Annotated in this window: 10 protein-coding genes and 1 pseudogene; 2 read left to right on the top strand and 9 right to left on the bottom strand. The window is 56.8% G+C overall.

Features of this window, described 5'->3' with window-relative positions:
• Positions 1-6 precede the first annotated feature (6 nt).
• From CCGE525_RS34510 to CCGE525_RS34485, 6 genes are all read right to left on the bottom strand, one after another.
• On the bottom strand, positions 7-924 hold the full coding sequence (locus CCGE525_RS34510) for an ABC transporter permease (RefSeq protein ID WP_120708846.1): 918 nt from the start codon (positions 922-924) through the stop codon (positions 7-9).
• On the bottom strand, positions 921-1,895 hold the full coding sequence (locus tag CCGE525_RS34505) for an ABC transporter ATP-binding protein (protein ID WP_120708845.1): 975 nt from the start codon (positions 1,893-1,895) through the stop codon (positions 921-923). The genes CCGE525_RS34510 and CCGE525_RS34505 overlap by 4 nt, the downstream gene beginning before the upstream one ends.
• On the bottom strand, positions 1,892-2,911 hold the full coding sequence (locus CCGE525_RS34500; RefSeq protein ID WP_120708844.1) for an ABC transporter ATP-binding protein: 1,020 nt from the start codon (positions 2,909-2,911) through the stop codon (positions 1,892-1,894). The genes CCGE525_RS34505 and CCGE525_RS34500 overlap by 4 nt, the downstream gene beginning before the upstream one ends.
• A 16-nt stretch (positions 2,912-2,927) precedes the next feature.
• Entirely contained in the window at positions 2,928-4,490 is a 1,563-nt protein-coding gene (locus tag CCGE525_RS34495) for an ABC transporter substrate-binding protein (RefSeq protein WP_120708843.1), read from the bottom strand.
• A 468-nt stretch (positions 4,491-4,958) separates the two neighbouring features.
• Positions 4,959-5,735 carry a DeoR/GlpR family DNA-binding transcription regulator gene (locus CCGE525_RS34490; protein ID WP_120708842.1) on the bottom strand — a complete coding sequence of 259 codons (777 nt, stop codon included), beginning with the start codon at positions 5,733-5,735 and terminating at the stop codon, positions 4,959-4,961.
• A gap of 447 nt (positions 5,736-6,182) precedes the next feature.
• On the bottom strand, positions 6,183-7,724 hold the full coding sequence (locus tag CCGE525_RS34485) for a pyridoxal phosphate-dependent aminotransferase (protein WP_245472441.1): 1,542 nt from the start codon (positions 7,722-7,724) through the stop codon (positions 6,183-6,185).
• Between the two features lie 310 nt (positions 7,725-8,034).
• Between CCGE525_RS34485 and CCGE525_RS34480 the strand changes: the two genes are divergently transcribed.
• On the top strand, positions 8,035-9,342 hold the full coding sequence (locus CCGE525_RS34480; RefSeq protein WP_120708841.1) for an alkaline phosphatase family protein: 1,308 nt from the start codon (positions 8,035-8,037) through the stop codon (positions 9,340-9,342).
• Between the two features lie 38 nt (positions 9,343-9,380).
• Here the strand turns inward: CCGE525_RS34480 and asnB are convergent, their stop codons facing one another.
• Genes asnB through CCGE525_RS34465 form a run of 3 tightly spaced genes read right to left on the bottom strand, consistent with a single transcriptional unit; the run spans position 9,381 to position 12,844 of the window.
• Positions 9,381-11,270, bottom strand: coding sequence for an asparagine synthase (glutamine-hydrolyzing) (gene asnB, locus CCGE525_RS34475; protein WP_120708840.1), 1,890 nt, complete (start codon positions 11,268-11,270; stop codon positions 9,381-9,383).
• A 31-nt stretch (positions 11,271-11,301) separates the two neighbouring features.
• On the bottom strand, positions 11,302-12,216 hold the full coding sequence (locus tag CCGE525_RS34470; protein ID WP_120708839.1) for a class I SAM-dependent methyltransferase: 915 nt from the start codon (positions 12,214-12,216) through the stop codon (positions 11,302-11,304).
• A gap of 16 nt (positions 12,217-12,232) precedes the next feature.
• Positions 12,233-12,844, bottom strand: coding sequence for a CDP-alcohol phosphatidyltransferase family protein (locus CCGE525_RS34465; protein ID WP_120708838.1), 612 nt, complete (start codon positions 12,842-12,844; stop codon positions 12,233-12,235).
• A gap of 1,113 nt (positions 12,845-13,957) precedes the next feature.
• On the opposite strand from CCGE525_RS34465, the pseudogene CCGE525_RS39960 reads away from it, so the two are divergent.
• Positions 13,958-14,005: pseudogene (locus CCGE525_RS39960) on the top strand (hypothetical protein); the annotation flags it as partial.
• Position 14,006 lies beyond the last annotated feature (1 nt).

Genomic DNA, 14,006 nt, shown 5'->3' with positions numbered 1-14,006 from the left:
TCATCCTTACGCATGTCTCATTCTCGGATCGATGAATCCGTAGAGAACATCGACGAGAAGATTGGAAACGGTCATCGTCGCGGTCACGAGCAGCAGGATGACTTGGACGACCGCCAAGTCTCGGTTGGCAACGGACGTGACGAGCAACTGTCCGATCCCCGGCCAACCAAACACAGCTTCTATCAGCACTGAGCCGGCGATTTGACTGCCCAACATCAGCCCGAACAACGTCACAATCGGAATGGCCGCATTTGGAAAGGCATGGTTACGGACGACATTTTTCCATCGAATGCCCTTTGCGCTTGCGGCGGTGATATATAGCCGGCCAAGAACGGCGACCATAGCGCTCTTGGTATAACGGGCGAGCACGGCGGCGCCACCAATGCCCAGGGTCGCAATCGGCAGGACACCGCTCGCAAGACTATCTGCGCCGCCGGAGGGGAGAACACCGAGCCACACCGAAAACACCAGAATCAGGATTAACGCAAGGACGAAGCTTGGCACGGTAAAACCGATCACCGAGGCAATCATCAGCGATCTGTCGACGACGGTGTCGCGATAGAGAGCTGAACAAATTCCCGCTGGAATCCCAAGAAGAATGTTTACCGCAAGCGCCGGCAGGGTCAGCTGCAGCGTAACAGCGACCCTGGCTAGCACGATCGCCAATGCATCCTGACCGTCCAGCATCGATTTGCCGAGGTCACCATGCAGCAAGTTGCGCAGATAGAGAACATATTGCACCCAGATGGGCTGATCGAGGCCCCACTCGCGACGGAACGCGGCAATATCCGGCGCCCTGGCGTTCGGACCCAAGATCTGCAACGCCGCATCCCCCGATGCGCGTAGGACTACAAAGGTGATGCTCACCGAAACGATGAGCGTAAGAAGGGTGCGAAGGATTCTGACAGCTGCAAAGCGCGTCACGGCACGCCCCCGTTCTCTTCGACAAAATGACAGGCAACCTGCCGTCCCGGCACTACGGCGGCAAGTCGAGGCCTTTCCTGGCGGCAGCGGTAGGTCGCATGCGGGCAACGCCGATAAAACTTGCAGCCCTCTGTCTCAGTTGACCCACTATCGACTTCGCCGTCGATGAGGTCCATTTCGGTGATTATTCGTCCGAGGGCGGGAACCGCCGACATCAGGGCGCGGGTATAGGGATGGGCAGGAGCGTGGACGATGTCGTCCGTCTGACCGATCTCAACGATATTTCCGAGATACATCACCGCAAGTTCGTCACAGATGCTGCGAACTGCGCGCATGTCGTGACTGATGAAGAGGATAGTCAAATGAAACTCGTCGCGCAGATCGGCAAGAAGGTTAAGGATTTGCGCCTGGATCGAGACGTCGAGCGCGGAGACTGGCTCATCGCAGACTAGGAGGCGCGGGCCGCTTGCCAAAGCACGCGCCAGAACGACCCTTTGTCTCTGGCCTCCCGACAGTTCATGCGGATATCGCTTGCCAATATCGCCACCAAGTCCAACAGATCGCAGCAGCACGGAGACTCGTTCGTCGCGCTCGTCACTGTTGCCAATGCCATGGATGTGCAGCGGCTCCGATATAATTGATGAAATAGTCATCCGCGGATCCATGGCCGCAAGTGGATCCTGATAGACCATCTGCATCTGTGCCCTGAGACTTCGCCAGGAACTGTCGCGCGCGGCCGGCAGTGGATTGCCGGCAAAAATGACTTCACCGCTATCGGGCTTCTCAAGGCCGAGCACCAACTTGCCAGTCGTCGACTTTCCGGAGCCCGATTCTCCGACCAAACCGAGGATCGTGCCCTGTTGAAGTGACAGTGACACGTTCTCCACCGCAACAATCGGCCTCTTCCGACCAAAGCAAAAGCCTGGCGATGTGTACCGGCGCGTAATGGCGTTGACGGACAGAAGTGTCATGGTGCCAAACCCAGCGCACGCGTGGCCGTGAAGCACCGGATGGAATGACTGCCACGTAGGCAAACCGGAGCCGGTATCGATTCCTTGCATTCTTCGGAAAGACTACTGCAGCGGGGCGCATAGGCGCAGCCTTTTGGCATGTGCCGAGGATCCGGCGGTTCTCCGCCAATGGCCTGCAAGCGTTTGCGCTCGCCGCTCAGGGGTGGAATTGACGCGATCAAGGCACGCGTATAGGGATGCTCAGGCTTAGAAAGTAGCTCCGCTGTCGGCGCATCCTCGACAATCCTGCCCGCATACATGACACAGACGCGATTGCAGAGCGCCGCCACGGCGCCAAGGTCGTGGCTGATCAAGATGACGCTCATCGCGCGCTCAAGCTGAATGCGCTTGAGGAGCATCAATATCTGCGCCTGGATGGTTGGATCGAGCGCCGTCGTCGGTTCATCGGCAATCAATATTTCCGGGTTCCCGGCCAGAGCCATGGCGATGGCCATGCGCTGGTTTTGCCCACCGGACAACTCATGTGGATACGCCCGAGAGCGGTTGGCGGCGTCCACGATCCCAACCTGATCGAGCAGGCGCAACATTTCCGCTTTTGCCGCCGCGCCATTAAGGCTTCTGTGTATACGAAGAGATTCGAGGATCTGGGATCCAACCCGTTGGATCGGGTTAAGTGCGGAAGCGGCATCCTGGAAAATCGCCGCAATGCGGCGTCCACGAATGCCTTCGAGGTCATGCTCGGCCGTCGCAAGGATGTTCCGGCCGGCGAACGTCACCTCGCCGGATGTGCTTGCACCTTTGGGGAGCAGCCCGAGAGCTGCTCGCCACGTCATCGATTTTCCGCTTCCCGATTCCCCGACTATCCCGACGGCCTCGCCCTCATGTACCGCCAGGTCCACGCCGTGCAAGATCGCCGTATCGCCAATTTGCAGTCGGAGTCCCTTGATCCCAAGGACGGGCTCGCCACAGGCAGGTGAAACGGGCATCGGAGCCACAGAATTCAATCCGTAGTGCATCGTGGATAATCCCTGCTCAGATCACGGGCTCAGAGGGAAGCGACGGTCCCAGATACATCTGCGGAAGAGGGGTCGGCATCCAATCGATTCCGGCCTTCTTTCCATAGATGAAGGGCATTGAATGCAGGGGCGTGATCGGAGGATCATCACGGTCGACGATGTCCTGCATGCGCTGCCAAATCTGTTTGCGATGCGCCAAATCGACAGTTGAACCGAGTTCGTCGCCGAGCGAGTTGAATTCACTACTCGACCAATCGCCGTTGCTTTGAAGACCGTTGGTCGGTCCTATGATCTGCCACAGCGTTGCAATCGGATCGGCGTAAAAAGCACCGCCTGACTCGTCGAAAATGCCGGGAATATTGGCGACCTGGTCCCAGTTTTCGCACATGACCAGCTTGACGTTAAGCCCGACGGCCTTCCACATTTCGACCAAAGCCTGATTTTCTGCGAATTGCATTGGATAGTAATTGCCGACCGTCGGGTAAGGGATCTCCTCGCCACGGTAGCTCGCGCTGGCAAGAAGCTGTCTTGCCCGATCTGGATCGAAGGACAATGGCGGGCGTGACGCATCGTTCAGATCCCCGAAGATGGGAAGCTGCCATCCCGACGGCACGCTCGCCCGACCGTCCCATAGGCCATGCGCCAGTGCATTTCTGTCTATGGAAAGAGCAATGGCCTGACGCACTCTCACGTCTTTAAGCGGCGCGCACTTGCGCGCAGAAAAGGTGAGAAAACGAAACCAAGCCGAATTCCCCCCTAAGACTTCGAGTCCGGGTTTTCCATCGATTTCGTTCATATGATCTGGCGTAATGTCGGTTACGATATCATAGTCGCCGGATTGCAGGCCCGCGATGCGCGCGGCAATTTCCGGAACCTTTTTGAAACGAATTGATTTGAACGGCGGTCGGCCTCCCCAATAAGCATCATGGGACTCGAGCAGGATGGAATCGCCGGTGTTGGTTTGTGCGATCCGATATGGACCTGTCCCGATTGGCCGCTGCGCCCAATCCGAATAGGACTTTGCCCCCCTCCAGGCTTCAGCGCTGATGATCTGGGTTCCCCAGGCACCTAATCGCTTCAAAAATACCGGGTCGGGCGACTTCGTTGTGATCTGCACCCGATCAGCGGCCAGCTTCTCAATTGAGTCGAAGGAGGACAGAAAATTAGCCTTGACGGCCGCCCCTGGCGCCTTGTCGCCCAAAAGCCGCTCTCGACCCAGCGAAAACACTACATCGTCGGCCGTCATTTCCGCGCCGTTATGAAATTTCACGCCTCGGCGGAGCGTCACCTCGTAGGTCGTTTCATTGATCTGCTTAACCGTCTCCGCGAGCGCGAAGTGAAGACGGAAATTGTCGTTGTAATCCGTTCGCAGCAGTTGATCGAAGATACTGTATTGGACGCGCCAGGCAACATTGGCAATAGAGGATTCGTCGATCGGCTCGAGAACGGTTCGAAGGTCCTGAACCGCAATCGTTAATGCCTTTCGCGAGTCGTCGGTGGCCGCCAGGCCAATATCAGACATGGCTGCGTATCCGGCGGATATGGCTGCCAGGGTCAAGAATTCACGCCTATCGATCATGGTGTCCTGTCCTTTGTGAAATTGCTCGGGATTTAAGAACTTTAGGCAAAAAACATCGCCCCATCCGAACGGTGAGCTCGGATGCTATTACGTCATTCGGGGATTCGGGTCGGGTGGTCCGCGCCTACCAGGTCATCTTAGCCGCGAAAAAGGCATTTGGTTCGTTGATATGTCCCCACCGTCAGATCTTCCTGCAACGCATCCTCCTCCGTCACCCTTGCTGATCATTTAGCGTGTCGGCTGCGAGGACTATTAGCGGATATTTATGACGGTTTTATGCGTGAATGCGATGGATTTATGAGGGCTAAGGTACCAGCGAAGTGAAATGATTACGACATCAACTTCTGCGTTTGAAGGAAAATTGTCGGAAAGGCGACGCGAATTGGTCGTGTTTGTAGGCAAAAGTCCAGTATTTACAGCATATGTCGGTCAAAATAACGACGGAATGTTTTGAACTGAAATGTGGGTTCATGACGGTTTCCGCCCCGCCCAAATTACATTGACGCGAACACGCCCGAACAGTTCGAGCGCCCGCGCGGATGGAATTCGGTCGGTGACGAGGACGGAGATGGCCTGGGGTGGCAAGATGCGAAATCGCGCGCGCACGTCGAATTTCGTGTGGTCAGCCAGGATGACGACCTTCTCGGCCTGACGGGCAAGCGTTGCCGCTAATGACTGTCCGATCTCCTCATGATCGAAAAAACCTCTCTCCGGATCAACGGCATTGACGCCGATAATAGCGAGATCGAGCAACTGCTCTTCAAGAGTTCTAAGCGCTAGCGGCCCCATGACGCTACGATGATCGGCATTGAAGTTGCCACCGAGTAGGCTGACCTCATGTCGACCGCCCTCGGCGGCGGCGATGCAGGTGTCGATCATGTTGGTCACGATTCGCATCTTCGGAAGCGCTGATATCCGGCGTGCCAGCGCCAGTACTGTGCTGCCTCCCCCAAGAAAAACGTTCTGGCCGGGCTTCAGCAAGGACAGCGCCATGCTGGCGATATCGTCCTTTTGACCTGCCTGGCTGGTGGAGCGCGATGCGAGCGCGAGCAACTTTGGTTCTCCGGTAGCGACGGCTCCGCCATGGACCCGCACCACCCGCCCGCTGCGTTCGAACATTTTAAGATCGCGGCGAACCGTCTCTTCCGATATCCCGAGCATTTCTATGAGCTCGCGGGTACGCACCTCTCCGGTGGCTTCAATCATAGACAGGATTTGTTTTCGACGCTGGTGGCTTGACGACATGCTTTGACCGATCTTCGTTGATCCTGCGGCACAGGATCGTTTCCGTACACACTGCGCAGAACCATACACTTAAATTGGCCTGCTTTGGATCATAGGCCGAGGTGCGTTACAATTGCGTGGCCAAACATAACGCGGCTGACTGCCGCAGCGGCGCTTTCTCCCCACGGCGCGGCGCCACGTGCCAGGACCAAACGGCGATTAGAATCGATGTCATGGTATCGTCTCTTTGAAAGATGACAGTTGGCCGCGAACAATGGCGTCGATCAGAACCATGCAGGCGAAATACGTGTATCGAGTGCGTCAACGAATGACATCGGCGTCCGCCGGCGGGCGGCCGAGCGCCAAGAGAGCATAACTCATGGACGGCGTATGACTCGTCGCGCACCCGAGAAAGCTTCGTAGAATGTGAAACAATCGTCTCTTCGTCGCAAGCCCATACCCCTGCTACTATCGGACGAGGGACGATTCGGAGCCGCCGGTGCATTGGCCAAGATTGCGCTTCAGGATATTGACGAGCGCTTGATTTTCCTCCGGACTGCGAACCGAAAGGCGAAGATAGCGATCAGCATCCTTCATCGTTTGATAGCCGCATTCTCTGACGAGGACGGATTCGCGCCGGATGAGGTTGTGCTTCAGCTTCGCGGCGGATGGGGAATTCTGCGGCAGCCGGCACAGCACGAAATTGGTTTGCGACGGCACCACCTCGAGGCCCGGGACGGTCTTGAGATCGCGCTGGAAGTGCTCTCGATCACTGCGTAGCAACGTCAAACTATCCTCCAGTTCCTCCAGAAATTCGGCCAGAAGGAAGAGCGCGCATTCCGCGACGCCGTTGATGTTCCACAAGGGCAGCTTCCGCCGGACGCAGGCTACGAGCTCAGTGTCGCTGCTCATGAGATAACCAAGCCTCATTCCGCCGAGCCCGAAGACCTTTCCGAGACTTTTCACCACGATCAGCTTGTCGTGGAAAGACACCAGGCTCTCGACACTATGGCGCCGGCCGTCGGCGGGAAAATCGATGAAGGATTCGTCGACGATTAACCGCCGGCCTGTGGATCGGAGCGCTTCAATCAGCCATACCATGTCGGCGAAGTCGACCAAGCGGCCTGTCGGATTGTTCGGATTGATGACGATTGCGGTGTCGGCATTGCTCCTAACCACGAAATCGAAGAAAGCCTGAACGTCTAGGTCAAAATTGGGTGCACACAGAACGAAGTTCTTCTTTTGCTCCTCTGGGAGCGGCGTCTGGAAGCCTGCAAAGGTCGGCGTCGGAACCGCGATCGTCGGTTTCAGGGTGGAATAGAGAGCCAGTATCAGTTCGGTCACGCCGTTTCCGACCGCCACATAGTCACTTCTCTGCGCAGTCATCTCGGCGACAAGGGTCGCAATGTCAACTTGCTGAGAGGGATAGCACGTCAAAGCGCCTTCGATCCTCGATTGAAGCCGGTGGAAAAAAGCTTTTGGCGGGAAGCGCGTATTGCAGAGCAGCATATGTTCTGCGATCGGTTTTCTCCAGTATCCCCCGACACTTGTCTCCAGGCGATTGACAAGGTTTTCCGTGTTGCAGCGAAACTCCGCGATCGCGACATCCACTCCGTCGCGAATATCGAGCAGTTCACCCGCGGTGCCTGCATATTCGGGCGATGGTGCTGCAGATATCCTCGATATACCGTCTGCAATCGCACCGAAGACCTGTCTGACTTCGCCGAAGGCAGCGCTCTCCAGCAGAAGCGCATGCAGATCGTCGCTACCGAGACGATAAACACCGGTGGGCGCTTCGGGCCGCCACTCGGTGCTTCGTAGCCCCTGACCTTGCTTCAAGCCATAAAGAACGGAACCGTCGAAAAACGGAGTTCCAAAAATAAAGAAGGTATCATTGTCCTCACGAAGACGTGCGTCGATGAGCTTAATGTCGGACAGCGGATAGGCGGTGGCCCCAAACCTGCGGCAGAACGCCTCGAGGCCATCGGCCGGTAAGGCATTGGCAACCATCAGGAGCTCCGAAACGCCGCATTCCAAACATGTTGTTGCTAGCCGGTCCAAAAGTGCTTCGCCGCAAACAGGAACCAAGTGTGCATCATAGCGGCCGCTCCAAAGACGTATTTCCCGGAAATCGAGGAGGAAAATCGCGCGCGTTGCCATTGCCATCATAACACCCCTCTTTGGCCAAACAGACATTGGTTAAAGCTTTCGACCGATCCCAGCGGGCGGCCGGCTTCTTGCGAAATTTCCAAATGACAGGTTCACATTTGCGTCACTCAGAACGGATAAAAGGCCGTTTCGACTTTTCCCAGGTGGCCAAATGATGAAGCCCGATGCGTCAACGCACGTTTCCCCACTTACAATTCCTGCTGTCACGCATCAGCCGGTGCCCAGTAAGGCGATCGTGATTCTGGTGGATGGCGTAAGCGCCGACTATTTTGTAAAACACAGATACCGGCTTCCGACGCTGTCGCGCCTGGCGGGCGAAGGGCTTTCGGTGGAGCGTCTGCGCCCCACCATGCCCGGCACCTCGATGCCCGGCCGCGCCAGCATGATGACCGGAGCAGAGCCACAGGTGAACGGCATCTACGGCAATCACATCGTCAAAGACGGCTCCTTCATCTGCGCCGACGCGCAATACATGCGGGTGCCGACGATTGCCAAACTCGCTACGAATTCGGGACTGGATGTCGCCTCGATCGGTGCTGGTCTCGTCGACCCTGCCGATTGCAACATCTTCGTACCTGCCTGGTGGGAACGTGGCTTTTTGCAGGGAAGCCGGTTCTTCAAGAGCCTGCCCGAAGATCGCCTCGGTCGCGCCCGGATAATCAAGGATCCCGAGGGCCGCTTGGCCGCGGCTGGCGTGCTCGACCTCTTCGGGTTTCCCGCCGCACGGAACACCGTTCCAAGTACACCCTTGATGGCGGGACTGGCCGCTGACCATCTGATGGTCAACGCGGCGGGTGCGCTCGCATGTTCGGACAATCCGCCCGATCTCATCTTGACTGAAATCGAAATGACCGATGCTATCCAGCACCAATTCGGCTATGAAAGCGAGGCGGCGCATTGGTCCATCTCCATGGCAGACCTGATGATTGGTGCGTTGGTCGATGGATTGCGACGGGTCGGTCGCGAAAGCGACTATGCCATCGTCGTCGCGAGCGATCATGGCCACAGCGCCGTCCACACGGCCCTCTATCCGCAGGCCATCCTTCCTGATCATATATGGGAAAGCGAAGGAGCGACCCTTCACGTGTTGGTGGACGGGTCGCGGGACCGCACCACCGTCGACCAACTGTTGGGCCAACACAAAGTGGAAGCATGGTCGAGCGATCACGTGCCGGTAGCCGAACGGGCTCTGGTAGCAACCTATGTCGCCCCGCCAGGATTCTCGTTTGAGGAGACGCCACTCGGCACGACTGCTCAGACCCCAACCGGCAAACCGCAATATGCTTCGACCCATGGCTTCCGTCCAGGCTCCATCGAAGACGACCGTATGTGCCTTTTCGGTCTTGGCGGCATCGAGCCTCGCCGGTTGGCCGGAAGTTCTGCCGAGGCTTTCGCTCCGACCGTCGCACAGATTCTCGGCCTTTCGAGCGCCTCCTTCGCTGCGCGGGGTCTTCTTTGAACGGCGCTTGCAAGAAGGGGTCGGAGAACACAGCTTCCTCACGCTAGGACCTCCCGGAAGAAGAGCGCGAGATTGGCAAGAAGCCAGAATTTTCGGCCAAAGCAGTCGGAAGGATTTGTTCGACCGCATTCGAACCAGGTCCTCAAGGCGTTAAGGTCGAAGAGATCGCCGAGCGGCGATTCTTTACCAAAAACGAGATTCCGATAGGCCCTGGATCGCTCCGCGACGGCCCACTGACCGAGCGGAAGGGGAAAACCCATCTTCTTCCTGCACAGAACGGACTGGGGCAGGACCTTGCCATAGTCCCGCCGCAGCGGATATTTCGGCACGTCGAGACGCTCGCTGAATGAGGTGATGGGGGAGCACAGCGCCTGGACCGGGGCGATCGCCGATTTCCACTTCAGCCGCTCTGAACTCGAGATAGCCATAGCGGCAGCGACTACTCGATGATCGGTATAGGGCACGCGTGCTTCGAGGCCTGCGGCCATCGTTGTATTGTCGACCATTTCCAGCAAAGCTGGCAGATGCGTTGCTACAAAGACATGGGCGATCTGACTGAAGAGGTCACCGTCTGCCTCGGCAAATTGCTTCTCGAAATGCGCGAAAAGTTCCTCGCCGTCGTCGGCGCTAAATCTGCCGCTGATGGCAAGCGACCGGATCTCATCAAAGGGGAAATACGAATAGCGGTCGAGGAAAAATTGCAGCGGCCGTGCATGAGGTCCCAACGCGAGTCGGCGACGTGCGAGTTTCGCGATGGCAGCCGGGAAGGTCGCCACGAGCCTGCTTCTGTTGTAGTCGTACGGCAGGCGGAATAACCGGCTGTAGCCCGCGAAAATCTCGTCCGCTCCCTCGCCGGTAAAAACAACTTTGTGCTCCTTGGCGACGGCCTTCGCGAGAGTGAACATGGCTGTTTCGTTGTGCATGCCAAGGGGATGACCTCGCAGGCGAACCAGTTCGGCTACCGCATCAATATCTGAGGGTTCTCCGATGGTCACCACGCGGTGGGGAAGACTTAGATGGGCCGCAACCTCGCGCGCGTAGCCGGTCTCGTCGTAGTCAGCACCATCGACCTTTCCGGTATAGCAGATGGGACGTACCGGCGCGCGCGCGGAGAGCTCATAGGCGAGGATGCTGGAATCTAGTCCGCCCGACAGCAATGCGGCGATCGGAACGTCGGCAACTAGCTGGCTCTCGACCGCATCGCCGACAAGCGACCTAATATCCGTTTTGGATAATCTTCTTTCAGGGGGACACGCCAGGCTCCACCAACGTTCACACCTTACGTGCCCGTCCTTGACTTCTAGCAGGCATCCTGGCTCCAATTTTGATATGCCGGCAAACAGCGTTCTGGCGCCGACGACGGCGCGGAAGGAAAGAAAGCTCAGCGCTCCTTTCATATCGGGCTTACGGACAACGCCAGGCCAGCGAATGAGTGCGTTGGGCTGCGAGGCAAAGAGCACCCCGAAATCTTGATCCATATAGTAAAGCGGCTTGACGCCAATGCGATCGCGCGCAATGAACGAAAGAGATCGGCGCGGGTCGAACAACGCGAATGCGAATATACCATTGAGACGATTCAGGAACGACTTGCCCCAGGCAAGATAGCTCTTGAGGAGAACCTCAGTATCCGACTGCGTCGAAAATTCGAATCCGAGCTGAGCCAATTCGCATCTCAGTTCACGGTAGTTGTAGATCTCTCCGTTATAGGTGACAACCACGCGGCTTGCCTCATCGCGGAAGGGCTGGTTGGCCCTAGCATCAAGATCAATGATGGATAGCCGTCGGTGTGCGAATGCGACGGCGCAGTCGATATAGCGGCCACCGGCGTCCGGCCCGCGATGGGCGAGAGCGTCGGCACAATAGTCGACCGCGGTGGCGGGGACCGAAGCGCCGGGCTGTTTGAGTATGATCCCAAAGATTGCGCACATGGGTGTCGCGTTCGTCCTAGAGGGATTATTGTTACTGCCTCGGCCTTTCGCCAATCATCTGGATGCAGCCGTCGCCGAACCAGAACCGCGCTAGCGGGTGGTCATAGTGGCGATACATCGGCGCAAGGAAGCGGCGCAGATTGTGAAAGGCTCGGGTGTAGCGAGAGATGCGGCGGATATTCGCGAAGCCGCATTCAGCGAACCAGTCCCTAATTTGAATTTCGGTAAAGTCGAAATCGTGATAGGTCGGCGCTTGGAAGCGGTCTCGGATCGTCACGAAGAAATCCTCATCGAATAAGCTGCGGAAGAAGTCGTTTTCCTTCGAAAGATATTCGGCCTCCTCACGATCTTTCGTGTCCAGCAGCCAATCGATGGCTTGGCGCGCGCTAGCCGCATTGAGATTGTCAACCGAATGGCGAAATTGTAGGTCGTGTTTATAGAGTTCGCGCAGGTGATTGATGCATCGGTAGACGACACCATTGCCGGTGCCCATGACTGTTATGAAGAGCTTGCCGTCCGGGCGGGTAACGCGCGTGAGTTCTTCGAAGCCCTTTCTCGGCTCGCTGGTGTGAGGCAGAACCCCAGCGCAATGGACAAAATCGAAGCTTCCATCATCAAACGGCAAGTCAAGGACGCTTCCGGCGACGAGTGCTGAGCGGGCGCCAAATCGGCCGAGCCGCTTGCTCGCGCAGTCCATCCACTCACTACCTAGCTCCAGCGACGTGACGCTGCGCGCACCCTTCTCAAGAAACGCATAAGACGCATTCGCGTTTGATCCGCATCCGGCGTCCAGTATGTCGAGACCGCGGAAGCTTCCCGCGGGAAGACCGAAATAGTCTTCTTCGATGAGCGATGCCAATCTGTCGAAGATGTGATCGTCATTTTCCTGCTGACGCTGGTATCGATCGAAGACGGCACGTGTTTCAAGCTCGAAAGCGCTTTCCATGACTTCCTCCCTTTGTCTAGGATGCCAATTCACTCGTCAGCAGGGCAATGGAACCGGCTACCACAAGGGTCAGATTGGTAAGGCGCAATTTAGTGCCGGTCCCGGGGAATCTGAAACTGGCAAGATGCAGGCCGGATAGCACAAATGCTGCACCGATAAGGGCAACCCCGAGATGGCGAATTCGCAAATAGTGGTCTGCGGCAAAGAGAATAGCGAGCACAAAGACATCGTTGTTAAGCGGAAGACCTCTGCCGAAGCCATCCTCATCGAGACCAAACGTTGAAAAATATGCGAGGCGAAGTGCACCCGAAAGCACGAGGCAGAGCGCAGCCAGCAAGGCCGGCCCGGAAAAGGCGTTGAAAGACAAAATCAGGACAGATGGAAAAATGCATGCGTAGACGAGATCCGCCAGATTGTCGAAGGCGCCGCCAATCTGCGCCGTCAGGGCCGATCTGTTCCGCGAGTATTTTGCGATCATGCCATCTGCATCATCCGCCAGAAGCGCCCACAAGGAAAAACATATCGCGAGCTCAAAATGTCCAATGAGGGCAAAATAGATGGCGGTTGTCGCGAAGACGAGGCCGAGGGCTGTAACGGCGTTCGCCGGATCATAGAGATAGCGTATCATGGCTTACTCTGCCGCAACTGACACCACTGACATGGGCCCACTGGCGAAAAAACACGCGGCATTTGCAGGTCTCCTTCGCTGTAGATCTCCTGCCACCGCAAGTCATCAGACCTGGCCGCTACTAGTTGCAGGCCAACGTCTTTCGATGGGGTGTGAAAGGATCTCTCCTGTATAGGGCTTTGTCGCAGCGCAGCCGATTAGGTGGTCAGGTGCCAAAACCACCCTGCGGGAATCGCGCCGCAAGAGCGCATCAATCTGAGAATCTTGCTCAGCAACATTTATTATCTCCGGTCATTGAATCTCCCCGAGCTATCTCTCACTCCTGGCAAGCAGCTCTCGCGAACTTTTGATGGGCAGCTCCAAAATTCATGCCAGTATGTTGAGAGCTTCAAAAAGGCAATTTGTGATTTCCATTCAGTGGGTTAACTGAGAGCACTCAAAAAGTCCGACAATACAAAACTTTGTCGTCAATTCGCCAAAACCGTTGTCTATTGGTATCGCGAACTCCGAGCGCGAACGAACCCGCCTGCCTATCGCGTGTTGCGCTGGAAGAACATCATTATTCAACCGATAATGCGTTCTTCGGGAGCGCGACTTTCAATGCACGGGCGCAGCACGGATCAACTACCATGCTCCCGCGTGAAACTCTTACTGCCGAAATACAATTTTCCAGAACCGGACGAGGAGAAGATTTGGCTCGCGCTCGGTTCGGAGTGATTATGGCGATCCCGGCGGAAAAGCACTGCCGCGTGGCAGCTGGACGGGGGTTTTCTCACTTTGTAAAGTTCATTCCCCATCGCTGAAGATGCCACTGCCGGCGGGCATCTAACGAAAACCAAATGGTACCCCCGCGGATCAAAGTTTCGGGCGTCGTACTTGCCGATCACGAAAAGCGCGCGAAGACAATACTCGCGCCGCGCAAAGGCGCGTACGCTAACGAGCGCCTAGGGAAAGGTGCTTCGCTCAGTCAAAAGGATGCCTTTACATCGTGAACTTGTCTATTAAGCATATCCGCATCCGTTACATCCCGGTGGCGAGGCGCGGCCTTAGGCCGACTGCCAGGAAGCGGTCGAGCATTGCATTCACCTGGTCAGCCACCTCGATGGTGTTGAAATGGCCATCGGCGTGCGGGTTTTGGTCATCGACGAGGTACACAACATCC

Source organism: Rhizobium jaguaris, assembly GCF_003627755.1.
In the GTDB taxonomy this organism is placed as follows: Bacteria; Pseudomonadota; Alphaproteobacteria; order Rhizobiales; family Rhizobiaceae; genus Rhizobium; species Rhizobium jaguaris.
The sequence above is the reverse complement of the archived record's forward strand: the minus strand, read 5'-3'. Positions and strand labels throughout refer to the sequence as shown.

What these genes read in the sequence shown, in the direction of transcription:
- CCGE525_RS34500 (WP_120708844.1), bottom strand. Translation starts at nt 2,911, where the DNA reads ATGCACTACGGATTGAATTCTGTGGCTCCGATGCCCGTTTCACCTGCC.
- CCGE525_RS34490 (WP_120708842.1), bottom strand. Translation starts at nt 5,735, where the DNA reads ATGTCGTCAAGCCACCAGCGTCGAAAACAAATCCTGTCTATGATTGAA.
- asnB (WP_120708840.1), bottom strand. Translation starts at nt 11,270, where the DNA reads ATGTGCGCAATCTTTGGGATCATACTCAAACAGCCCGGCGCTTCGGTC.
- CCGE525_RS34480 (WP_120708841.1), top strand. Translation starts at nt 8,035, where the DNA reads ATGATGAAGCCCGATGCGTCAACGCACGTTTCCCCACTTACAATTCCT.
- CCGE525_RS34505 (WP_120708845.1), bottom strand. Translation starts at nt 1,895, where the DNA reads ATGACACTTCTGTCCGTCAACGCCATTACGCGCCGGTACACATCGCCA.
- CCGE525_RS34495 (WP_120708843.1), bottom strand. Translation starts at nt 4,490, where the DNA reads ATGATCGATAGGCGTGAATTCTTGACCCTGGCAGCCATATCCGCCGGA.
- CCGE525_RS34470 (WP_120708839.1), bottom strand. Translation starts at nt 12,216, where the DNA reads ATGGAAAGCGCTTTCGAGCTTGAAACACGTGCCGTCTTCGATCGATAC.
- CCGE525_RS34465 (WP_120708838.1), bottom strand. Translation starts at nt 12,844, where the DNA reads ATGATACGCTATCTCTATGATCCGGCGAACGCCGTTACAGCCCTCGGC.
- CCGE525_RS34485 (WP_245472441.1), bottom strand. Translation starts at nt 7,724, where the DNA reads ATGGTTGCCAATGCCTTACCGGCCGATGGCCTCGAGGCGTTCTGCCGC.